General features: G+C 74.7%; 23 protein-coding genes. 9 read left to right on the top strand and 14 right to left on the bottom strand.

The features are described from left to right. The first annotated feature begins 196 nt into the window (after positions 1-196). Together ACZDWJ_RS01990 and ACZDWJ_RS01995 are read left to right on the top strand one after the other, a co-directional pair. On the top strand, positions 197-1861 hold the full coding sequence (locus ACZDWJ_RS01990) for an ATP-binding cassette domain-containing protein (RefSeq protein ID WP_463519236.1): 1665 nt from the start codon (positions 197-199) through the stop codon (positions 1859-1861). Then, positions 1858-2412 carry a GNAT family N-acetyltransferase gene (locus ACZDWJ_RS01995; protein WP_463519237.1) on the top strand — a complete coding sequence of 185 codons (555 nt, stop codon included), beginning with the start codon at positions 1858-1860 and terminating at the stop codon, positions 2410-2412. Before ACZDWJ_RS01990 ends, ACZDWJ_RS01995 begins: the two co-directional genes overlap by 4 nt. Positions 2413-2425: 13 nt before the next feature. On the opposite strand, the gene efeB is transcribed toward ACZDWJ_RS01995, so the two are convergent. The 4 genes from efeB to ACZDWJ_RS02015 form a co-directional block, all read right to left on the bottom strand. Next, entirely contained in the window at positions 2426-3676 is a 1251-nt protein-coding gene (gene efeB, locus ACZDWJ_RS02000; RefSeq protein WP_463519238.1) for an iron uptake transporter deferrochelatase/peroxidase subunit, read from the bottom strand. Beyond that, positions 3673-4884, bottom strand: a complete 1212-nt coding sequence (efeO, locus tag ACZDWJ_RS02005; protein ID WP_463519239.1) for an iron uptake system protein EfeO — start codon at positions 4882-4884, stop codon at positions 3673-3675. The genes efeB and efeO overlap by 4 nt, the downstream gene beginning before the upstream one ends. After that, positions 4877-5731 carry an iron uptake transporter permease EfeU gene (gene efeU, locus ACZDWJ_RS02010; protein WP_463519240.1) on the bottom strand — a complete coding sequence of 285 codons (855 nt, stop codon included), beginning with the start codon at positions 5729-5731 and terminating at the stop codon, positions 4877-4879. Before efeU ends, efeO begins: the two co-directional genes overlap by 8 nt. 188 nt (positions 5732-5919) lie before the next feature. Beyond that, positions 5920-6630: a DsbA family oxidoreductase gene (locus tag ACZDWJ_RS02015; protein ID WP_463519241.1), complete on the bottom strand. Its 711-nt coding sequence runs from the start codon at positions 6628-6630 to the stop codon at positions 5920-5922. A 158-nt stretch (positions 6631-6788) separates the two neighbouring features. Here ACZDWJ_RS02015 and ACZDWJ_RS02020 point away from each other — a divergent pair, with 158 nt between their 5' ends. Next, positions 6789-7370, top strand: a complete 582-nt coding sequence (locus ACZDWJ_RS02020) for a type 1 glutamine amidotransferase domain-containing protein (RefSeq protein WP_463519242.1) — start codon at positions 6789-6791, stop codon at positions 7368-7370. An 88-nt stretch (positions 7371-7458) separates the two neighbouring features. Here ACZDWJ_RS02020 and ilvC read toward each other — a convergent pair whose 3' ends face one another. From ilvC to ACZDWJ_RS02050, 6 genes are all read right to left on the bottom strand, one after another. Beyond that, positions 7459-8484: a ketol-acid reductoisomerase gene (gene ilvC, locus ACZDWJ_RS02025; protein ID WP_463519243.1), complete on the bottom strand. Its 1026-nt coding sequence runs from the start codon at positions 8482-8484 to the stop codon at positions 7459-7461. Positions 8485-8547: 63 nt separating this feature from the next. Next, positions 8548-9096 (bottom strand): acetolactate synthase small subunit, encoded by a 549-nt coding sequence (gene ilvN / locus ACZDWJ_RS02030; protein ID WP_463519244.1) that lies wholly within the window; start codon positions 9094-9096, stop codon positions 8548-8550. Next, entirely contained in the window at positions 9096-10868 is a 1773-nt protein-coding gene (locus tag ACZDWJ_RS02035) for an acetolactate synthase large subunit (RefSeq protein WP_463519245.1), read from the bottom strand. The genes ilvN and ACZDWJ_RS02035 overlap by 1 nt, the downstream gene beginning before the upstream one ends. Before the next feature lie 253 nt (positions 10869-11121). Next, positions 11122-11847, bottom strand: coding sequence for a 4a-hydroxytetrahydrobiopterin dehydratase (locus tag ACZDWJ_RS02040; protein WP_463519246.1), 726 nt, complete (start codon positions 11845-11847; stop codon positions 11122-11124). A gap of 1 nt (position 11848) precedes the next feature. Next, complete coding sequence (locus tag ACZDWJ_RS02045) at positions 11849-12253, bottom strand: VOC family protein (protein WP_463519247.1); 405 nt, start codon at positions 12251-12253, stop codon at positions 11849-11851. A 58-nt stretch (positions 12254-12311) separates the two neighbouring features. Further along, on the bottom strand, positions 12312-13535 hold the full coding sequence (locus ACZDWJ_RS02050; RefSeq protein ID WP_463519248.1) for an FAD-binding domain-containing protein: 1224 nt from the start codon (positions 13533-13535) through the stop codon (positions 12312-12314). A 156-nt stretch (positions 13536-13691) separates the two neighbouring features. On the opposite strand from ACZDWJ_RS02050, the gene ACZDWJ_RS02055 reads away from it, so the two are divergent. From ACZDWJ_RS02055 to ACZDWJ_RS02070, 4 genes are all read left to right on the top strand, one after another. Beyond that, positions 13692-14657, top strand: a complete 966-nt coding sequence (locus ACZDWJ_RS02055; protein ID WP_463519249.1) for an ABC transporter ATP-binding protein — start codon at positions 13692-13694, stop codon at positions 14655-14657. Beyond that, entirely contained in the window at positions 14654-15478 is an 825-nt protein-coding gene (locus ACZDWJ_RS02060) for an ABC transporter permease (RefSeq protein WP_463519250.1), read from the top strand. Before ACZDWJ_RS02055 ends, ACZDWJ_RS02060 begins: the two co-directional genes overlap by 4 nt. 69 nt (positions 15479-15547) lie before the next feature. Next, on the top strand, positions 15548-16747 hold the full coding sequence (locus ACZDWJ_RS02065) for a sensor histidine kinase (RefSeq protein WP_463519251.1): 1200 nt from the start codon (positions 15548-15550) through the stop codon (positions 16745-16747). Then, on the top strand, positions 16744-17352 hold the full coding sequence (locus ACZDWJ_RS02070) for a response regulator (protein WP_463519252.1): 609 nt from the start codon (positions 16744-16746) through the stop codon (positions 17350-17352). The genes ACZDWJ_RS02065 and ACZDWJ_RS02070 overlap by 4 nt, the downstream gene beginning before the upstream one ends. A 9-nt stretch (positions 17353-17361) precedes the next feature. Here ACZDWJ_RS02070 and ACZDWJ_RS02075 read toward each other — a convergent pair whose 3' ends face one another. Further along, positions 17362-18570, bottom strand: a complete 1209-nt coding sequence (locus ACZDWJ_RS02075) for a kynureninase (RefSeq protein WP_463519253.1) — start codon at positions 18568-18570, stop codon at positions 17362-17364. A gap of 76 nt (positions 18571-18646) precedes the next feature. Here ACZDWJ_RS02075 and ACZDWJ_RS02080 point away from each other — a divergent pair, with 76 nt between their 5' ends. Together ACZDWJ_RS02080 and ACZDWJ_RS02085 are read left to right on the top strand one after the other, a co-directional pair. Further along, positions 18647-19198: a DUF1990 family protein gene (locus ACZDWJ_RS02080; RefSeq protein ID WP_463519254.1), complete on the top strand. Its 552-nt coding sequence runs from the start codon at positions 18647-18649 to the stop codon at positions 19196-19198. A 124-nt stretch (positions 19199-19322) separates the two neighbouring features. Further along, entirely contained in the window at positions 19323-19850 is a 528-nt protein-coding gene (locus ACZDWJ_RS02085; protein WP_463519255.1) for a hypothetical protein, read from the top strand. 37 nt (positions 19851-19887) lie between these two features. On the opposite strand, the gene ACZDWJ_RS02090 is transcribed toward ACZDWJ_RS02085, so the two are convergent. Genes ACZDWJ_RS02090 through ACZDWJ_RS02100 form a run of 3 tightly spaced genes read right to left on the bottom strand, consistent with a single transcriptional unit; the run spans position 19888 to position 22058 of the window. Continuing rightward, a complete protein-coding gene (locus ACZDWJ_RS02090; protein ID WP_463519256.1) occupies positions 19888-20889 on the bottom strand; it encodes a hypothetical protein in 1002 nt (333 codons plus the stop codon). Positions 20890-20934: 45 nt separating this feature from the next. Then, positions 20935-21336 (bottom strand): hypothetical protein, encoded by a 402-nt coding sequence (locus ACZDWJ_RS02095; protein ID WP_463519257.1) that lies wholly within the window; start codon positions 21334-21336, stop codon positions 20935-20937. After that, complete coding sequence (locus ACZDWJ_RS02100) at positions 21321-22058, bottom strand: hypothetical protein (protein ID WP_463519258.1); 738 nt, start codon at positions 22056-22058, stop codon at positions 21321-21323. Before ACZDWJ_RS02100 ends, ACZDWJ_RS02095 begins: the two co-directional genes overlap by 16 nt. Positions 22059-22073 lie beyond the last annotated feature (15 nt).

Genomic DNA, 22073 nt, shown 5'->3' on the forward strand with positions numbered 1-22073 from the left:
GAGCACGGCCAGCATCAGGGTGACGCCGAGGCCCTCGCGCAGCTCCGAAAACCGGGTGCACGGACCAGGCGACTCGGCGTACCGTCGTCGGCGTCCTGCCCCCGAGCGCTCGAGGTGAGCCGTGCTCCGTTGAGGTCCCCCGCACCCGGTCGACGCCGCGCAGCGCCGTCGACCCTCCCCGGACCCAGGAGCACCCATGTCACTCGACGCCGTCCCGGCGACGATCGCCGTCAGCGATCTCCACTTCTCCTGGCCCGACGGCACGCCCGTGCTCGATGGCCTCGACCTCCACGTCCCGCCCGGCCGCTCCGGGCTGGTGGGCGTCAACGGCAGCGGCAAGTCGACGCTGCTGCGCCTGCTCGCAGGCGAGCTCGCGCCCACCTCGGGACGCGTCGTCGTCCAGGGCCCGCAGGGCGGCCGCGTCGGCCACCTCGTCCAGGGCCTGGGCCGTCGCACCGACGACACCGCCGCCGATCTGCTCGGCCTCGCCCCGATCCGCGCCGCGCTGGCCCGCATCGAGGCCGGCTCGGTCGACCCGGCCGACTACGACGTCGTCGGCGAGGCGTGGGACGTCGAGGAGCGCACCGCCGCCGCGCTCGCCCGCCTCGGCCTGGACCCCACCGTGCTCGAGCGGCGCGTCGGCGAGCTCTCCGGTGGCGAGGTCGTGCGCGTCGCGCTCGCCCGTCACCTCCTCGACCCGCCCGACGTCCTGCTGCTCGACGAGCCCACCAACAACCTCGACGCCGGCGCGCGCCGTCTGCTCGCCGAGGTGCTCGACGGCTGGAGCGGCACGCTCCTCGTCGTGAGTCACGACCGCGGGCTGCTCGAGCACGTCGACCGCATCGGCGACCTGCGCCGGCGCGGTGGCTCCCTCGGCGTGCGCTGGTACGGCGGCGGGTTCGCGGCGTACGCCGCGCAGGTCGAGGCCGAGCAGCATGCGGCCCTCCAGGAGGTCACCACCGCCAAGGCCGACGTCCGGCGTCAGCAGCGCGACCGTCAGGAGGCCGAGCGTCTGCTGGCCCAGCGCAAGCGCCAGGGGGCGCGCACCGCCCAGCGCTCGAACATGGGCAAGGGCGCCCAGGACTTCTGGCAGAACCGCTCCGAGCGCAACGCCGGCGACTACCGGCGCCTGCACCAGCATCGGCTCGACGAGGCCCGCTCCGCGCTCGCCGAGGCCGAGGAGCGGGTGCGCGAGGACGACGCCATCCGCGTCGACCTGCCCGGCACCGCCGTCCCCCGCGGACGCCGGGTGCTCACCGCGCGCGGGCTCGTCCTGCCCGACGGGCGACGCCTCGACCTCGAGGTGGTCGGCCCCGAGCGGATCGCCCTCGTGGGGCCCAACGGCGTCGGCAAGACCACCGTGCTGCACCAGCTCGCGGGGCTCCCCCACGTCGGCTCGACCTCGCCTGCGGCACAGGTCGAGCAGCACGTGCCGGTGGCCCTGCTCCCCCAGCGTCTCGACCTCCTCGACGACGACCTCAGCGTCGCCGCCAACGTGGCCGCCCGGGTGCCGCAGGCGCAGCACCAGGCCGTGCGGGCCCGGCTCGCACGGTTCCTCTTCCGCGGCGCGGCCGCCGACCACCTCGTCGGCACCCTGTCGGGCGGCGAGCGGTTCCGCGCGACGCTGGCCGCGCTGCTGCTCGCCGACCCAGCGCCCCAGCTGCTCCTGCTCGACGAGCCCACCAACGACCTCGACCTCGCCTCCTACGATGCGCTCGTGGAGGCCATGGGCGCCTACGAGGGCGCGCTCGTGCTGGTCACCCACGACGAGACGCTGCTCGAGGACGTCGACGTCGCCCGGGTGATCGATCTGACCGACCCTGTCGTGTCCGCAGACCCCACCGATCAGGAGGACCGATGAGCACCGCCCCGCACCCGCTGCGTCTGGAGACCGAGCGGCTGGTCGTCCGGCCGTGGCGCCACGAGGAGGCGCCGCGGATGCTCGACATCCTCGGCCGCTACGAGGTGATGCGCTGGCTCGGCGACGGCGAGGTGGTGCTGATGGCCGACCTCGACGCCGCCCGCCGCCGCATCGACCGCGATCACGAGCTCAGCGCGGAGCCGCCGCTGGGGTTCTGGGCGATCGAGCGACCCGACGGCGTCGTCGCCGGCACGGTGCTGCTCTCGGTGCTCCCGAACGCCGAGGACGGCGAGGTCGAGATCGGCTGGCACCTGCACCCCGACTCCTGGGGCCACGGCTACGCCACCGAGGCCGCGCGCGCCGTCCTCGGCCACGGGTTCGACCACGGCCTGCCGCAGATCTGGGCGACGTCCTTCCCCGACAACGAGCCCTCGATCGAGGTCATGCGTCGGCTGGGCATGACCGACCGTGGCGTCCACGAGCGGTGGTATCAGGGCGAGTCGCGCCTGTTCTCCACGACGCTCGAGGAGTGGCGGACCCAGCAGGGCTGAGCCGTCGCGGGCCTCAGGCGAACAGCGACTGAGCGATGTGCTCGCCGCGGCGCACGCCCGGCGGCACCGCGAACAGCGCCGAGCCGGTGACCTTCAGGTACTCCATGAGGGCGTCCGAGCGCGCCATCCGCTGCTGCACCGGGATGAACCCGACGCGCGGGTCGCGGACGAAGGCGACGAAGAACAGCCCGGCGTCCAGGCCGCCGAGGTCGTCGGTGCCGTCGACGAAGTTGTAGCCGCGCCGCAGCATCCGCGCGCCGTCGTTCTGGTCGGGGTGGACGACGCGCACGTGGGCGCCCGCGGGGATGATCGGCCCGCCGCGTCCGGCCATCGCGAAGTCGGGCGCGGTGTGCTCCTGGCCGCCGGAGAGCGGGGCACCGGTGTCCTTGGTGCGGCCGATGAAGGCCTCCTGGTCGCCCAGGGTCTGGCGGTCCCAGACCTCCAGGCCCATGTTGATGCGGCGGGCGACGAGATAGGACCCGCCGGCCAGCCAGGCGGCGTCGGGATCGTCGTCCTCGGCGACCCAGACGTGCGTGGCCAGGGCGTCGGTCTCCTCGGCCAGGACGTTGGCGGTGCCGTCCTTGAAGCCGAACAGGTTGCGCGGGGTCTCCTGCGCGGCGGTGGTGCTGGAGGTGCGGCCGAAGCCGAGCTGCGACCAGCGCACGCTGACGGTGCCGAAGCCGATGCGGGCCAGGTTGCGGATGGCGTGCACGGCCACCTGCGGGTCCTGCGCGCAGGCCTGGACGCAGAGGTCGCCGCCGCTGCGGGAGGCCACCAGCTGGTCGCCGGGGAAGTGCGGGAGCTCCTCGAGCGCGGCCGGACGACGGGCGGCCAGGCCGAAGCGGTCGCGACCCTGCGCGTCGGTGAACAGGCCGGGGCCGACGCCGAAGGTGAGCGTCAGGCCGCCGGGCGGGAGGCCGATGGCCTCGCCGGTGTCGTCGGGCGGCAGGTCGGCCGCGCCCTGCGTGGGCCCGACCGGACCGGCAGCGCGGCCGGCGGTGAGCCGGGCCGCGGCGTCGGTCCAGGCCTGCAGCAGCGCGACGAGCTCGTCGCGGTCGTCGGTGAGGACGTCGAACGCCGCGAAGTGCAGCCGGTCCTGGGCCGGCGTGACGATGCCGGCCTGGTGCTCGCCGTGGAAGGCGTAGGCGAGCTCGGGTGCGGCCGCGGAGGCGCCCCCGCCGCGCGCGGCGACGACGCCGCCGAGGCCGGCCAGACCGGCCGCGGCCGCGCCGCCGCCGATCAGGCCGCGTCGCGACAGGCTCATGCCAGGACCGCGGCGGTCAGCCGCGAGAGGGGCTCGGAGAGCGCGTTGACGGCGTCCGAGAGCCGCTTGCGCTCGGCGGTGTCGACCCGGTCGTAGGAGCGGAAGCCGTCGCCCTGGCGCTGGGCGTCGAGCAGGCGCTGGAGGTCGGCGAAGCGCAGGGTCAGCTGCGAGGCGAGCTCGGGGTCCTTGACCTTGAGGATCGGCTCGAGGCCCTCGAACCCGACGCGGGCGCCGTCGACGTTGGCCTGGAAGTCCCACAGGTCGGTGTGCGACCAGGCCTCCTCCTCGCCGGTGATCTTGCCGGTGGCGACCTCCTCGAGCAGGCCGCGCGAGCCGTTGGCGATCTGGTCGACGGTGTAGTCGAGGCTGCGCACGCGGGTGTCGAGGGTGGTGAGGTTCTTCATCAGGTCGGCGGCCAGGCGCGCGCGCTCGGCCTTCGAGGACGGCGTGAAGCCGGCCGGCGCCCAGAGGTCCTTCTCGATGCGGTGCCAGCCGGTCCAGGCCTGACCCGGCTCGAGGTCGGCCTCGCGGGCGTCGGTCTTGGGGTCGAGGTCGCCGAAGGACTCCGCGACCGTCTCGATGCGCTCCCACGGCGTGCGGGCCACCGGGTAGAGCTCGCGGGCGCGCTCGTCGTCGCCGCTGGTGTACGCGGCGAGGAACTGCTTGCTCTTCACGAGCAGCTGGTCGGTCTGGTCCTTGACGTAGACGGCGTAGTTCGACACCGCGGTGTCGACCAGGCGCTGGTCGTCGGCGGACACCGTCGGGGCGTCCTTGCTCTTCGTGACGGTGAAGTCGGCGCGGATGCCCTCGCCGCTCATGCCGGGCTTGCACGCGGTGACGTACGTGCCGGCGGCGGCGTCGACGACGAGCTGGCGGGTCAGGCCCGGCCCGATGTTCTCGATCTCGGCGACGATGCGCTGGCCGTCGGCGGCGAGCAGGTAGAACTCGGTGACCTCCGAGCCCTGGTTCTCGACCCGGAAGGTGAGGGTGCCCGCGGGCGCGGTGGTGGCGGAGAGGTCGCAGGCCTTCGCCGTCGAGCTGACGGCCAGGCTGCGCGGGCTGGACGTGTCGCCTGACTCGGCGGTGCTCTCGGTGCAGGCGGCCAGGCTCGCGGCCAGGGCGCCGCCGGCGACGACGGTGGTGGCGATCCGGGTGATCCGGGCGGGCCGGGCGGGCCGGGCGGTGCGGAAGTGGCGGGGCTCAGACATGGGTGGGGACCTTCTGGGGAGCGGGGGCGGAGCGACGACGCACGCCGAGGACGAACAGGGTCATGGTGGGGACGGCGTAGAGCAGCCAGGCCGTCGCCTCGAGCACCGTGGTGGCCGGCGAGAAGTTGAAGACGCCCTTGAGGAGCGTGCCGTACCAGGAGCCCGGCGGGATCTGGGCGCTGACGTCGAAGGCCAGGGTGTTCAGGCCGGGCAGGACGCCGGCCTCCTGGAGGTCGTGGACGCCGTAGGCGAGCACGCCCGCGGCGACGATCACGAGGAACGCGCCGGTCCAGGTGAAGAAGCGGGTGAGGTTGATGCTGACCGCGCCGCGGTACATCAGGTAGCCGAGCACGACGGCCACGGCGATGCCGAGCAGGGCGGCGAGGATCGGCGTCGTCGTGGAGGACGCGCCGCCGTCGGTGGCCTGCTCGGTGGCGGTGTAGAGGAACAGCGTGGTCTCCAGGCCCTCGCGGCCCACCGCGAGCACGGCCACGAGCACCAGGCCCCAGCGCCCGCCGTCCTTGACGGCGTCGACCCGGCCGCGCAGCTCGGAGCCCATGGTGCGGGCGGCGCCGGCCATCCAGAAGATCATCCAGGTGACGAAGCCGACCGCGACGATCGACAGCGTCCCGCCGATGAGCTCCTGGGACTGGAAGGTCAGCTGACGCTCCAGCAGCCCCAGCCCGACGGTGATCGCCGCGCACACGCCGACCGCCAAGGCGATGCCGCCCCAGATCCGCGGCAGCAGATCACGCCGCTCGATCCGGACCAGGTAGGCCACCAGGATGCTGACGACGAGCGCGGCCTCGAGGCCCTCGCGCAGTCCGATGAGGAAGTTTCCCAGCACGACCGGTCACTCTAGACCCTGGGAGTCAGGGTTGCCTAACCAAAGTGAGGTAAGCCTCGGCTGAGTTGTGGGGGTTTCGGCGGCCGACCGCTGAAGCTTCGGCGGCTGGCCGCCGAAACGCACGGTTGGCGTCCGAAGGTTCGAACGCCAGCCGAAAGGTCCTGCAGCCGGATCCGGGAGCCTAGGGGTCAGATCGCGCAGCCGTCGGGGCCGCAGACGCCGTCGGCGGCGCCGCCGACCATCTCGACGGCGGGGTGCGACTCGGTCCAGGCGCGCTCGAGCACCTGCCCGAAGACCTCCGCCGGCTGGGCGCCGGAGATGCCGTAGCGGCCGTCGACGACGAAGAACGGGACGCCGGTGGCGCCGTAGGCGCGGGCCTGCGCGACGTCGGCGGCGACGGCGTCGGCGAACTCCTCCCCCGCGAGCACGGCGGCGACACGGTCGGCGTCGAGGCCGACCGAGGCGGCCGCGGCGGCGAGGACGGCGTGGTCGCCGACGTTCTCCGCACGCGTGAAGTACGCGGCGAGCAGCGCCTCCTTGAGCGAGCGCTGCAGCGCGGGACCACCCTCGGCGAGGGCGAGGTGGAGCACACGGTGGGCGTCGACGGTGTTCGTGTGGACGGTGTCGAGCAGGTGCAGGTCCAGGCCGTCGGCGGCGGCGGTGTCGATGAGCTGGTGCATCATCGCCTCCATCTCCTGCTCCGGACGGCCGTACTTCCGGGCCAGCTGCGGGAGGGTCTTGTCGGTGCCTCCGCGCGGGGCGGAGGGGTCGAGCTCGAAGGAGCGGTAGACGACCTCGACGTCGTCGCCGTGCTCGAACTCGGCCAGGGCGGACTCCAGGCGTCGCTTGCCCACGTAGCACCACGGGCAGACGACGTCACTCCAGATCTCGATGCGCACGTCTGCTGCAAGCCGCGACGCGGCCGCCCCATTCCCGGCGGCCCGGTGACAGGCGCGACACCCGGCGAGCGGCCTCACCCGGGGGGCGGGGCGGCGGTAGCCGCCGGGGCGCCTCGGGTACGGGACGGCAGAGACCACGTCTACCCGAGGAGTCACGCATGACCAGCACGCCCACCGCCGAGCAGACCCGCACCGTCGCCTTCCTCGTCGCCTCCGAGGGCATCGAGCGGGTGGAGCTCACCGAGCCCTGGAAGGCGGTCACCGACGCCGGCCACCGGGCCGTGCTGCTCAGCCCCGAGGAGGGCGAGGTCGAGACCTTCGACCACCTCGACCGCGCCGGCACCCAGGCCGTCGACCGCGTCGTCGCGGGCGCCGACGTCGCGGAGTACGACGCGCTCGTGCTGCCCGGCGGCGTCGCCAACCCCGACGCCCTGCGCACCGACGCCGACGCGGTGTCCTTCGTCCGCGAGTTCATCGCCAGCGGCAAGCCGGTCGCCGCGATCTGTCACGCCCCGTGGACGCTGATCGAGGCCGACGTCGTCCGCGACCGCACCCTGACCTCGTGGCCCAGCCTGCAGACCGACCTCGCCAACGCCGGCGCCTCGTGGGTCGACGAGCGCGTGGTCGTCGACGGCAACCTGATCACCAGCCGCAACCCCGACGACCTGCCGGCCTTCTGCTCGGCGCTGCTCGAGGCCGTGCACCACGGCGTCACCAGCGCCGGCGACGAGGACCGCTGACCCGCACGCTCGAGGGGCTGCACCGGCCCCGGACGCACGACGGCCCGGCAGGAGCTCCTGCCGGGCCGTCGTCTGCGTGCAGCGGGGGTCAGCGCGCGGCCGAGCCCTCCACGTAGTCCTTGTCCTGGTGGCTCCAGGAGAAGTGCGAGCGCAGCTCGCGGCCGACCGCCTCGATCGGGTGGGCGGCGCCCTTGGCGCGCAGCTCCTGGAACTCCGGGGCGCCGGCGTCCTGGTCGCCGATGAAGCGCTCGGCGAACGCGCCGGACTGGATGTCGGCGAGGACGGCCTTCATGTTCTCCTTCACCTGCGGGGTGATGACCCGCGGGCCGGAGACGTAGTCGCCGTACTCGGCGGTGTCGGAGACCGACCAGCGCTGCTTGGCGATGCCGCCCTCCCACATGAGGTCGACGATGAGCTTGAGCTCGTGGAGCACCTCGAAGTAGGCGATCTCGCCCTGGTAGCCGGCCTCGGTGAGGGTCTCGTAGCCGTACTGGATCAGCTGCGAGACGCCGCCGCAGAGCACCGACTGCTCACCGAACAGGTCGGTCTCGGTCTCCTCGGTGAAGGTGGTCTTGATGACGCCGGCGCGGGTGCCGCCGATGCCCTTGGCGTAGGACTTCGCGAGGTCCCAGGCGCCGCCGGTGGCGTCCTGCTCGACGGCGATGATGTCCGGGATGCCGCGACCGGCGACGAACTCGCGCCGCACGGTGTGGCCGGGAGCCTTCGGGGCGACCAGGAGGACGTCGACGCCGGCCGGCGGGGTGATGTAGCCGAAGCGGATGTTGAAGCCGTGGCCGAAGACGAGCGCGTCGCCCTCGTGGAGGTTGGCCTCGATCGACTCGGTGTAGAGGTGACGCTGCACCTGGTCGGGGGCGAGGATCACGACGACGTCGGCCTCGGCGGCGGCGGCGTCGGGGGTCAGGACCCGCAGGCCCTCCTCCTCGGCCTTGGCGCGGCTCTTCGAGCCCTCCTTGAGGCCGACGCGGACGTCGACGCCGGAGTCGCGCAGGTTCAGGGCGTGCGCGTGACCCTGGCTGCCATAGCCGATGACCGCGACCTTCTTGCCCTGGATCAGGGACAGGTCGGCGTCGTCGTCGTAGAACATCTCAGCCACGGGGGCTTCTCCTTCTGGTCGGGCCGCTGGGGCCGGATGGGTGGCGGTGCGGGGACGAGCAGGTCAGCCGACGGCGTTGGCCGGCGGCGGGGCCGGGACGGCCACCGGACGCAGCGACCGCTCGGAGATCGAGCGGGAGCCACGACCGATCGCGACCATGCCGGACTGGACGAGCTCGCGGATGCCGAAGGGCTCGAGCACCCGCAGGAAGTCGGCGATCTTGCCGGCGTTGCCGGTGATCTGGATGGTGACGGCATCGGGGGCGACGTCGATGACCTTGGCCTTGAAGAGCTGGACGGTGTCCAGGACGCTGCCGCGGGTCTCGACGGTGGCCGCGACCTTCACCAGGACCAGCTCGCGGTCGACCGAGGCGGTGGGGTCGAGCTCGACGATCTTGATGACCTCGACGAGCTTGTTGAGCTGCTTGGTGACCTGCTCGAGCGGTGAGTCCTCGACGTTGACGACGATGGTCATCCGCGAGATCTCGGCGTGCTCGGTGGGCCCGACGGCCAGGCTGTCGATGTTGAAGCCGCGGCGGCTGAACAGGCCCGCGATGCGGGTGAGCACGCCGGGCTTGTTCTCGACCAGCACCGACAGCGTGTGCTTGCTCATCAGAGGTCGTCCTCGTCGAACTCGGGCGCGAGGTCTCGCGCGTACTTGATCTCGTCGTTGCTGGTGCCGGCGGCGACCATCGGCCACACCATGGCGTCGCGGTGGACGCGGAAGTCGACGACCACGGGGACGTCGTCGATCTCCATGGCCTTCTCGATGGTGGCGTCGACGTCGTCGGCGCTGTCGCAGGAGAGCCCGACGCAGCCGTAGGCGTCGGCGAGCTTGACGAAGTCGGGGATGCGCACCGGGCCGGCGTGCTTCTGCAGGTTCGTGTTGGAGTAGCGCTCGTTGTAGAAGAGCGTCTGCCACTGGCGGACCATGCCGAGCGACTCGTTGTTGATGATCGCGACCTTGATCGGGATGCCCTCGATCGCGCAGGTGGCGAGCTCCTGGTTGGTCATCTGGAAGCAGCCGTCGCCGTCGATGGACCACACGGTGGACTCCGGCATGCCGACCTTCGCGCCCATCGCGGCCGGCACGGAGTAGCCCATGGTGCCCAGGCCGCCGGAGTTGATCCAGGTGTTGGGGTTCTCGTAGCCGATGAACTGCGCGGCCCACATCTGGTGCTGGCCCACGCCGGAGGCGTAGATGGCCTCGGGGCCGGCGATCTGGCCCAGGCGCTGGATGACGTACTGCGGCGAGAGGCCCTCGGCGGGGACGTCGTAGCCCAGCGGGTAGCGGCTCTTCACCCCGGAGATGAACTGCACCCAGCCCTCGTAGTCGCCCTGGCGACCGGCCTCGGCCTCGGCGCGCAGCGCGACGACGAGGTCGCTGATGACCTCGCGGCAGTCGCCCACGATCGGGACGTCGGCGTGCCGGTTCTTGCCGATCTCGGCGGGGTCGATGTCGGCGTGGATGACCTTCGCGCCGGGCGCGAAGGAGTCGAGGTTGCCGGTGACGCGGTCGTCGAAGCGCGCGCCCAGGCTGATGATGAGGTCGCTCTTCTGCAGACCGGCCACCGCGGCGACCGTGCCGTGCATGCCCGGCATGCCGAGGTGCTGGGGGTGGCTGTCGGGGAAGGCGCCCCGGGCCATCAGCGTGGTGACTACCGGGATGCCGGTGAGCTCGGCGAGCACGCGCAGCTCGACGGCCGCGCGGGCGCGGATGACGCCGCCGCCGACGTAGAGGACCGGCTTGCGGGCCTCGAGGATCAGGCGCGCGGCCTCGCGGATCTGCTTGGCGTGCGGCTTGGTGACCGGGCGGTAGCCGGGCAGCTGCAGCTCGGCCGGCCACTCGAAGCGGGTCTGGGAGGTCAGCGCGGACTTCGCGACGTCGACGAGCACGGGGCCGGGACGTCCGGTGGAGGCGACGTGGAAGGCCTCCGCGATCGTGCGCGGGATGTCGGCGGGGTCGGTGACCAGGAAGTTGTGCTTGGTGATCGGCATCGTGATGCCGCGGATGTCGGCCTCCTGGAAGGCGTCGGTGCCGATGAGGCTGGCGCCGACCTGGCCGGTGACGGCCACGAGCGGGACGGAGTCCATGTAGGCGTCGGCGATCGGCGTCACGAGGTTGGTGGCGCCCGGGCCGGAGGTGGCCATGCAGACGCCGACCTTGCCGGTGGCCGCGGCGTAGCCCTGCGCGGCGTGACCGGCGCCCTGCTCGTGGCGCACGAGGATGTGGCGGACGGTGGAGTCCATCAGCGGGTCGTAGGCCGGGAGGATCGCGCCACCCGGGATGCCGAAGACGGTCTCGACGCCGGCGGCCTCCAGCGACGTGACCAGGCTCTGGGCCCCGGTCATCTCCCGTCCCTGCTGCGGTGCTGCTGCGCTCATCTGTGTCCCTCGATCGGTTCTGCTGGCTGGTGCAGTGCTGCGGGCCGGTGCGGGCCCATGAAAAAACCCCCCGGCCCGACGGGCAACGGAGGGGGACGCGCAGGCCTGGCTCGGGTCGCTCGAGCTCAGCTCACGCGTCGCGTGCGTACGAGAATGTCCTGGCGCATGCCCTCACCGTAGCCGGTGCACCGTCGGCGGTCACACCAGTGTGACAGCGCGTCCCAGCATGCGGGACGAGAGTCCCGCATGCCGGTCAGTCGCGGCCCTGCCAGGTGGTGAGGCAGGCCCGGTTGCCCTCGGCGTCGGCGAGCACCCAGAAGGCCGGCGCCGCGGAGTCGTCGACGAGCTCCCCGCCCGCGGCCAGGCAGGCGGCCAGCCGGCCCTCGAGCTCCTCGGGCGGCACCCGGACGTCGAGGTGCCAGCGCTGCCGGGGCGGCCCCGACGGCTCGTGCGGCTCGTGCGGCTCGTGCGGCTCGTGCGGCTCGTGCGGCTCGTGCGGCTCGGTGCCCTGGAACCACACCAGCGGCAGGCGGCCGTCGGGGTCGACGATCTCGTCGTCCTTGCCGAGGGAGCCGTCGAGGCCGAGCAGCGCCGCCCAGAACGGGAGGATGCGGGCGTGGTCGGCGGTGTCGAGCGCGAGCTCGAGCGCCTGCACCCGCGCAGGGTGCGCGACGGCGCCGTGCTCGGCGGCCAGGGCGGAGACGCGACGGGCGAGCCGGACGTCGCGCTCGGTGACGGCGCGGACGTCGTGGCTGGTGAGCCGCACGTGCACCGTGCCGTAGCGCAGCTCGAGGTCGGGATGGTGGTCGGCGGCCTGGGCGGCCTCCCCCACCGCGGCGACCAGCGCCAGCCCGGCGCCGTAGGACGGGGTGGTGAAGACGGCCTCGATGCTGGTGAACACGAAGCGCCAGTCGGGCAGGTCGGCGTCGAGCACCTGCTGCGGGGTCAGCCGGACGAGGTCGGCGGCGGGGATGGGCATCTCAGAGCACCTCCTGGCCCAGCGGGCCCGGGTTGTGGGCGATCTCCCAGCGGTAGCCGTCGGGATCGGCGACGTAGCCGGTGTAGCCGCCCCACGCCCGCTCCTGGGCCGGCCGGTGCAGGGTGGCGCCGGCCGCGACGGCCGTGGCCATCACGGCGTCGACCTCCGCGCGGGTGGCGACGTTGTGCGCCAGGGTGAGCGGCGCGTCGCCGCGGGTGGCCGGACCGCACTCCTCCTCGAACGACGCCCGGCTCCACAGCGAGAGCACGATCCGCTCCCCCACCTTGAGCATGAGCACGTCGGCGTCGTCGAAGGACGGCGACCAGCCGAGGCCGTCGACGTAGAACCGCCGCGAGGCGGCGAGGTCGTCGACGGCCAGGGTGAGGAACGAGAGCCGCTGGTCCATGGCTCGACCCAAGCACAGACCGCCGACAGGCACGAGGGGTCCGCGCGAGCCGACGGTCTCAGCGCGGGGAGCCGACCGCCTTGCGCCAGGCCGTGTAGGAGCGCACCGGCGCCGGGCGCGGCCGCACCAGCCACGGCCACGGGTGCACCTCGGCCGGCCCCAGCGCCGCGGCCCGGCGCGCGAACCCGGGCACCGGCGCGTGGGTGACGGCCAGCGACCGGCCCGCGAGCTCCTCGGCGACGTCGCCGCGTCGCACCTCGAGCGGACGCCGGGCGGCGAGGTCGCCGAGCGACTCGGCCAGGAACACCAGCCGCTTGCCCGAGAGCCGCAGCCGCCGCAGCAGCGGCTCGTCGAAGACGAAGACCGCCGGACGCGCGTCGTCGGCCCGCAGCGCGGGGTCGACGTCGCCGAGCGACTCCGCGGTGAGCCAGACCTCGGCGGCTCCCCCGCCCTCGACGGCGGCGGGCCCGGCCGGGATCTCGCCGCGGCCGAGGTCGGGACCGTCGGCGGAGGAGGTGGGCGGGGTGTCGGGCCAGTCCTGGATGGGGCAGCGCTGACGCAGGGCGCAGGAGCCGCACAGCGACGGCGAGCGCTTCTCGACCTGCCAGCGGCTGAAGCCGTAGGGCTTGCCCGAGCCGGTGCCGACGGTCCACTGCCAGCCCAGCCGGTTCGCCGCGCGCGAGCCGTCGAGCAGGTGGGAGAAGAAGGCGTCCTCGCCGTCGCGCCAGTCGGCGCCGCCGCGCACGGCCCACTGCGAGGCCATCCACATGCGGGTCTGGTTGACCAGCCAGCCATCCTCGTGGAGCTCGCCGAGCACCTCCTGCATGCACCGCATCTCGGTGGTCCAGGGGTCCTCCCACGGCTGCGGGCTGCGCGGCTGCTCGCTGCGCAGAGCGCGGCCGAGCGCGGCGCCGGTGCGGGCGTAGAGGTGGCGGGCGTACTCCTGCCAGAGCAGCTCGTCGCGGTACTTCTCGCGGTCGCGCGCGGGGGCGTCGGCGGCGGCGTCCCAGACCTCGCGCAGCGTCAGCAGGCCGTGGCGCAGGTAGGGCGACATGCGGGTGGCGCCGCGGCTCGAGACGGGCAGGACGTTGCTGCGGCGCGCGGCGTAGCCGCGGACCTCCAGGCCGGCGAGCGCGGCGTCGGCCGCCGTCTGCCCGCCGCGCAGACCTCCGGCGCGGACGCCGTCGGCGCCCTCGAGCGCGAGATCGCCGAGGTGCTCGCGCACCCAGCCGACGACGGCGTCGGCGTCGTGGGTGGGGTCCGGAGGGGTCGGGAGCCGCATGCTGCCGTTCTAGCCGCACCCGCGCCCGTCGCGGGAGCCGGATGGGGTGAGCCGCGGGTCGATCGGGGTGCTCCGGGCCGGATCTGACGAATGTCATGCACCCCTGATGACGCAGCGGACTGCCGACGACGACCGACCGCCGGGAGGCTGGTGGACATGAACCCCCTCACCGCCCCCGCCCCGGTCGGGTCCCCGGCGCACGACGCCGTCGACGGCCTCGCCGTCGAGGTCCGCGGACTGCGCCGCGTCTACGGCACCGGCCCCACCGCCTTCGAGGCCGTGCGCGGCCTCGACCTCGCCGTCCCGCGCGGCTCGATCACCGCGCTGCTCGGCGTCAACGGCGCCGGCAAGACCTCGACCCTGGAGATCCTCGAGGGCCTGGCCCCGGCGACCTCCGGCGAGGTGCGGGTGCTCGGCCTCGACCCGGTGCGCGACCGCCGGCGGCTGCGCCCGCGCACCGGCGTGCTGCTGCAGAGCAGCGGCCTGGCCGGCGACCTCACCGTCGCGGAGACCCTGCGCATGTGGGCCTCGACGCTGTCGCGGCCCCGGCCCGTGGAGGCGCTGCTGGCCGAGCTCGACCTGGAGTCGCGCGCCGACACCCGCGTGGTCTCGCTCTCCGGCGGCGAGCGTCGCCGCGTCGACCTGGCCTGCACCCTGCTCGGCGACCCCGAGCTGATCGTCCTCGACGAGCCGACCACCGGCCTGGACCCCGAGAGCCGCAACCGCGTCTGGCAGCTCGTGCGCGGCCTGGCCGACCGTGGCCGCACCGTGCTGCTGACGACGCACCACCTCGAGGAGGCCGAGACCCTCGCCGACCGCATCGCGCTGATGGCCGCCGGACGCGTGGTGCGCTCGGGCGCGCTCGCCGACGTCGTCCGCGACCAGCCCACCGTGATCCGCTACCGGGTGCCCGGGGAGGAGCGTCTGCGCAGCGTCGAGACCGACGACGCCCAGCGCGACCTGCTGGCCCTGCTGCAGCGTGCCGAACGCGACGGCGTCGCCCTCGAGCGGCTGGAGGTGCGGCCCGGCACCCTCGAGGCGGCGTTCCTCGCCGTCGCCGAGCAGGCCGCCCACGGCACCGACGTCCAGACCGACGCCCACTCCCGAGGAGACCACCGATGAGCGCCCTCACTCCCACCGCCCCCGCCGCCGACGTGCTCGAGCGCGACGAGACCTCCTGGCGCGCCTCGGCCCGCCGCGTGCTCGGCCTGGCCCGCGCCAACGCGCTGCTGCTGCGCCGCAACCGCACGACGCTCTTCTACGCGGTCGTGGTGCCGCTGGCGCCGCTCGCGCTCATGCTCGCCGGACCCGACTCGGTGGCCTCGCGGGCGGCGTCGACCGAGCTGGTGATCATGCTCGCGATGCTCTTCCCGGTGTTCTACGCGCTGCTCTCGATGGTCGTCACGCGCCGCGACGAGCTGCTCCTGCAGCGCCTGCGCACCGGCGAGGTGAGCGACCGCGAGCTGCTGCTCTCGCTGGCGCTGCCGGGCGCGGTCATCGCCGCGGCGGTCTGCCTGGCCTCGGTCGGGCTGGCGACGCTCCTCGGGGCGCCGCTGCCGCTGAACCCGCTGCTGCTGGCCCTCGCGGTGGTCCTCATGATCGTGCTGTTCTCCGCGCTCGCCGTCGCGACGGCCGCGTTCACCCGCTCCGCGGAGTCCGCCCAGCTGACCAGCGCCCCGGTGCTCCTGATCACGACGGCCGGGTCCTTCGCCCCCTCCCTCGGCGAGACCGGCCGGGCCATCCTCGGCTCGACGCCCGGCGGTGCGCTGGTGGAGGTCGTCCGGGCCGCGTGGTTCGGGCTCGAGGTGCCCGGCACCGACGCGACGCTGTCGTTCGGCGAGACGTTCGCCGCGGCCGCGCCGCCGCTGGTGGTCATCGCGTGCTGGACGATCGCGGCCCTCTGGCTGGCTCGCAGCCGGATGCGCTGGGCGCCGCGTGTCTGAGACGTCCCGGACGCTGCCGCGTCCTCGCCCCGGGGTTGGTCCGACCGGCCCCGGGGCAGGCTGGCGCCCGTGACCTCCCTGCTCCTCGCCCCGGCCCGGCGCTGGCACGCGCTCGACCAGACCCGGCGCGTCGAGGTCTACACCCGCTGGACGCTGCTGGCGCTGGTCTGGCTGACCCCCCCGCTGATCCTCGCCCAGGTCGCCGACCGGCTGCGCGACGCCGACCGCGTGCTGCTCGTCGTCGTGATGGTCCTCGCGTTCGCGCTGAGCGCCCTGGTGCACCTCACGCTCGAGCGCGGCATCGCGGCCGCGCGCCTGGGTCGCGCGCCCGCCTGGCGTGAGATGCGCACGCTCGTGGCCGTCGTCGTGCTGGGCACGCTCGCGGCCGCACCGCTGCCCGCGAGCAGCCGGGCACTCGCCCTCGGCGTGCTCACCGCAGCGGTGTGCTGGGGCGCCGGCGCCGTGCGCGGCCCCCGCGACACCGGCCTCCTGCTCGGCGGGGTGGCCGTCATCGGCGCGGTCCTCGTGCGGGCGCCCGGCGGGGCCGCGGTGGCCCTGCTCGTCGGGGCCATCATCGTCGCCACCGTCCGCGGCTCCCTGTGGTTCCTCGAGGTCGTCCACGAGCTCGATCGGGCGCGGGCCACCCGCGTGGCCCTGGCGCTGGCGGAGGAGCGACTGCGCTTCGGACGCGACGTGCACGACGTCGTCGGTCGGCGGCTCTCGGCGATCGGCCTGCACGCCGACCTCGCCACGCGCCTGGTGCGCCGCGGCGATCTCGACGGAGCCGAGTCGACGATGGAGGAGGTCCGCGAGATCGCGCACAGCGCGCTCGCGGAGGCCCGCGCGCTGGCCCGCGGCTATCGCGGGGTCGACCTCGCGCAGGAGGTGGCCGGCGCCCGCTCGCTGCTGGAGTCGGCCGGGGTGCGGCTCGAGGCGCACCTCGACGAGGTACCCGACGCCCATCGCGAGCCGGCGGGCTGGGTGGTGCGCGAGGCCGTCACGAACATCCTGCGGCACAGCGACGCCCGCACCGTCGTGCTGGCCTACCGCGACGGCGTGCTGCGCGTCGACGACGACGGCCGCGCCGCCGAGAGCCCCCAGAGCCCCGCGACCGCAGCGACCGGGGGCGGCTCCGGCCTGGCCTCGCTGCGCGACCGGCTCGCGGCGCACGGCGGCACCCTGCACGTCGTCGCCGGCCCCGACGGGTTCGGCCTGCGGGCCGACCTCGGCGCGATCGCCGACCGCTCCCCGACCGAGGTGATTCGATGATCCGCCTGCTGCTCGCCGACGACGAGCACCTCATCCGCACCGCCCTGGTGCGCCTGCTCGACCTCGAGGACGACCTCGAGGTCGTCGTCGAGGCCGCCAGCGGCGAGGAGGCCCTCGCGCGAGCGCGCACCGTCGAGATCGACGTGGCGGTGCTCGACCTCCAGCTCGGCGGCCCGCTCGACGGCATCGCCACCGCCGAGGCGCTCAGCACGCTGCACCCGCGCCTGGCCTCGGTCGTGGTCACCAGCCACGGGCGTCCCGGTCACCTCAAGCGCGCGCTGCGCTCCGGCGTCCGCGGGTTCCTGCCGAAGACGGCCTCGGCCGACACCCTCGCCTCCGTCGTGCGCACCGTGCACGCCGGTGGACGCCACGTCGACCCGGCCCTGGCCGCGGAGGCGATCGCGGTGGGCGACTCCCCGCTCACCGCGCGGGAGGCCGACGTGCTCGAGCTGGCGGCCGACGGCGCGCCCATCGAGGAGATCGCTCGCCGCGCGAGCCTCTCCCCCGGCACCGTGCGCAACTACCTCTCGCAGGCGGCCACCAAGCTCGACGCCGCCAACCGGCACGAGGCCGTGGCCACCGCGCGACGGCTCGGCTGGATCTGAGTCGTCCCGCTACTGCGCGGCGAGCACCTCGCGCACGCGCTGCAGGCCGTCCTCGACCTCCGCGAACGACGTCGAGAGCGGCGAGAGCCCGATGCGCAGGCCGCCGGGATCGCGGTAGTCGGGGATGACGTCCTGGGCCCACAGCGCGGCGACGACCTCGCGCATGGCGGGGTGGCGCAGCGTCACGTGGCCGCCGCGTCGCGCGGGGTCGCGCGGGCTGGCCAGGGCGACGCCGAGCGGCGTCAGGAGCTCCTCGGACCGCTCGATCGCGAACGTCGTCAGCGCCACGGACTTCGCGCGGACCGCGGGCATGCCGGCCTCGTCGAGCAGCGCGAGCATGTCCTGCATCGCCAGCATCCCGAGCACCGGCGGCGTGCCGGAGATCATCCGGCGCACGCCGGGGGCGGGGGTGAACTCCGGGCCCATCGCGAACGGGTCGGCGTGGCCGATCCAGCCGGCGATGGGCTGCTCGAGCGCGTCGTGCAGGCGGGCGGCGGCGTAGAGGTAGGCCGGGGCGCCCGGTCCGCCGTTGAGGTACTTGTAGGTGCAGCCGACCGCGAGGTCGACGTCCCAGGCGTCCAGCGCGAGCTCGACGGAGCCGCCGGAGTGGCTGAGGTCCCACACCACCAGCGCCCCGGCGTCGTGCACGAGCGCGGTGATGGCGGTCGCGTCGGCCAGCCACGCCGAGCGGTAGGCGACGTGGCTCAGCAGGACGACGGCGGTGTCGGGCCCGACGACCTCGGCCACCTGCGCGGGCGTCACGCCCGCCTCGGGGTCGGCCTCGATCCAGCGCAGCGTGAGTCCGCGCTCGCGGGCGACGGCCTCGGCGACGTAGCGGTCGGTGGGGAAGTTGTCGGTGTCGACGACGATCTCGGTGCGGCCCGGGCGGGCGGCCACGGCCGCGCGCAGCGCCTTGTAGAGCAGGACGGTGGTGGAGTCGGCCACGACCGTCTGGCCCGCGGCGGCGCCCAGGCAGATGCGGCCGATCTCGTCGCCGACCTCCGTGGGCAGCGCGAGCCAGGCCTCGTCCCAGCCCCGGATGAGGCGCCCGCCCCACTCCTCCTCGACGAAGGCGGCCAGCCGCGGCGCGGTGGCGGCCAGCGGGCGGCCCAGCGAGTTGCCGTCGAAGTAGACCAGCGGGTCGGCGGCTCCGACGAAGCGCGCGCGGTGCGCGGCGAGCGGGTCGGCGGCGTCGAGGGCGGCGGCGGAGGTCGGCACGGGTCGGACGCTACCCGCCGCCGCGATCCCCGCGGCACGGGAGGAGCCCGCTTGGGGACGTCGGCCACGATGGGGCATGGTCTCCGCCCTCGACGACGCCTCGGTCGCCCGTCTGCGAGCCGCTCGCCTCACCTACGACGACGTCGGCGCGACGCTGGGCTCTCCCCCGCCGCGGTGGCCGGCGTTCCGACGCAGCCGGGTGCTGGAGCGCCGCGACCTCGCGGCCGCCGCGGAGGACGTCCTGCACTGGCAGGTGCAGGAGCGAGCCGGCCTGGTCGTGCGCGCCTCGCACCCGCGGGTGGAGGAGGACGCGGTCGTCGAGATCCGCATCGGCCTGGGGCCGCTGGCGGTCACGGCGCCGTGTCGGGTGGTGACGGTGATCGAGGAGCCAGAGCGTGCCGGCTTCGTCTACGGCACGCTCGCCGGACATCCCGAGCGTGGCGAGGAGCTCTTCCTCCTCGAGCGGCTCGAGGACGGCGCGCTGCGGCTCACCGTCGCCGCGTTCTCCCGGCCCGGGACGCTGCCGGCGCGCCTGGCCGGGCCGGCCGGACGGGTCGCCCAGCACCTGCAGACCTCGCGCTACCTGAGGGCCCTGGACCGCCCCGCGCGGACGCGCTCGGCGCGCTGAGGGTTGCCCCGGAACGGCGCGAGCATTGCTGGTCGACGGCCGCAACCAGGGGCGGGTCGACGGCATCGAAGGGGCGTCCATCCAGCACGCCACACCCCCGTGGCTCCCCATCTGGGAGATCGTCATGTCCCTGCGCCGCCCCCGTCCCGCCGCCGCCCTCCTCCTCGCCGTCGCCGCCGCGGGCCCGGTCCTCGCCTCCGGCGCCCAGGCCGCCCAGCAGGCCCCGGAGGCCGCCCCTCGGCCCGCTCAGATCCTCGGCCACACCGGCGTCGGCCGGCTCACGATCGGCGACTCCGGCCGGGAGGCGCTCGCCGCGGGCGCCACCCTCCAGGGCCGCGCCGCCGACCACTGCCGCGGCGTCGTGCTCCCGGGCCGCGAGGCGGAGCCGGACAGCACCGACGGGTACCTGCAGCGTGGCCGCGGCGTCGTCGCGATCTTCGCCCGCGACGACATGCGCACCACCGAGGGCGTCCACCTCGGCAGCACCCTGCGCGAGGCCAAGGCGGCCTACCCGCGCCTGTCCAGGGCCGACGCCAACGGCTACCGCGTCGTGGCGCTGCCCGGGCACCGCGCCTACCAGCTGGGCTTCGACCGCGCGGGCACGGTCAGCGAGCTGCTGCTCCTCGACACCCGTCAGACCTGCTTCGGGTGAGCCTGCGTCCACGCGGCCCGGCCGCGGGGGCGGCTCGTCACTGGAAGCTGACGAAGCGGACCCGCGGCCGGATCGCGCGCACGGTGGTGGCGCCCATGCGGCGCACGTCCTCGTCGTAGAAGAGCTTGAAGCCCATCGTGAACTGCCGCGGACGCGCCACCGCGCGGTAGGTCGCCAGCTTGTCGCGACGCGTGCCGAACCCGTCGACGTGCTGCACCATCGCCAGTCCCGGACGCCGTCGCACCTGCGCGATGCCGCGCACCATGGCGGTGCGGAACTGGTGGATGACGAAGAGCTTCTGCGGCAGCCGCTCGCGCCGCACCAGCGCGCTGAGCCAGGCCGAGGTGCGGTTGATCTCCGCGGCCCCGACGCTGCCGATCCGGCTGCCGGGCGCGACACCGGCCGGCATCCGCCACTCGGGGTCGATCGCCAGGCCGACGTGCGGCTCGCGCAGCGCCCACGCCCACCGGCGGGCGGCGGTGAGGAAGTCGTCCTGGCCGGTCTGGAGGTCCAGGAGCAGGAGCGCGCCGTGCACGCGGGCGGCGCGGACGTACTGCTCGACCCGCCACCGGGCGATGTCGTGGTTGTGCACCTTCCGCCTCCCGGGATGACGGTCGGCGACGGTGACGATGAGCTCGTAGACCGGCACCACCGGACGCCCCCGCCCGGCGAAGGGCCGCGCCGCCCGCTCGAGCCGGCGGTGCATCACCGCGGGCGGATCCTCCCCCAGCACGCCGAGGGCCCCGGTGCCGGCGGTGCCGTAGTAGGCCACCAGGAACCGGCCGCTGCCGAAGATCTGCGTGCCGCCGCCGGGCAGGCGGTAGGGCCGCGTGGCCGTCGACCCTCGCCGGTCGCCGGTCGGCTGCGCCGCCGGCGCCGCGGCCGGGGCGGCGCCGTCGTCGCCGTGGCGACCGAGGTGCTCGACGCCGCCGGCCAGCGCGATCAGCCCGACGAGCAGGGCCAGGACGACCGCCACCGGCGTGAGCGTGCTGGGCGCTCGGGGCGGCTGGAGACGGGACGTGGGGTCGGTCTCGGACATCGCGTCCGATCCTGTCACGCCATGAGCCGTCCGCCGGGCCGGGGCTCAGCCGCGCCGGAGCCAGCCTCGACGCGCAGGTCGCTGCGCCGAGCCGGGCTCGGCAGGCGGAGGTCCTTCGAACCGCGAGGCCCCCGCGGAGATCGTGACGCCGTCGCGCCGGAGCCGATAGCCGCGCAGGGCGCGCACGTCGTCACGGTCGGGGATCGGCCGCGGGAGGCGGTGCACCCACGTGCCCCAGGTGCCTTCGTCGACGAGCTCGAAGGCGACGTCGCCGTCCACGCCGAGGCCCATCACGGGGGCGCTGTCGCGGACCAGCTGCTCGTCAGGGCCGGCGTGGACCGAGCCACGACCCACGTGTCGGGGCGGCACCTGCAACGCCGTCCCCACCTCGGGCGGGACGGTCGAGACGGCCTCGCCGCCGGCCCGCTCGATCACCTCGAGCAGCACGGCGTCGAAGCCGAGGGGACGCCGAAGGTCCGCAGGGCGAGCAGGTCGTCGACCTCGGCCACCTGGGCGATCCACCAGGTGCGCTCCCCCGGCGCACAGGCGCGTCGCAGCCGCGCGACCGTCCACGAGGCAGGCTCGGCGCTCTCCCCGGGATGGGACGGCTCGGCCTCCAGCCAGTCGGGGACCGGACCCGAGCCGGTCAGCGCGTCGAACGCCTGACGCAGCCTGGCCCGCAGCGCGCCCGCGGACCCTGACCGAGCACGCAGGACCCGCCTGCTGAGGTGTCCGCCGAGCCGCACGACCTCGGCCGCGCCGTCGACCTCGCCGGCCAGGACGGCCCACTCGTGCCTGCGGGTCGGGACGGGGTAGGCGCGCCGCAGCCGCGGCTCCTGGCTGGCCGACGCGAGGAGTCGACGGCCGGCCGGGGCGGGATCCGGGAGCGGCATCCGCCCGCCGAAGCCGGTGATCGTCGGCCAGCCCCATCCGGGCCTCGACACGTCGACGAGGTCCCAGTGCCCGGTCGGCCTGCGCCGCCATCCGGCCAGCGGGCCGAGGTCGACGCGCTCCTCCAGCCAGGCGCGCTCGACGCCGCCGACGAAGGACCAGCGCGGGGCGTCCCCGCGGACGTCGGCGAGGGGTGTCTCGACGCGCGCCTCGTGGCCGGCGTCCTCCAGCAGCTCGACGACGTCGGCGAGGAAGCCCATGGCCGTGCGATCGGGCACGGGTGGGTACCCGGC

The organism is Nocardioides sp. B129/18 (assembly GCF_055282735.1).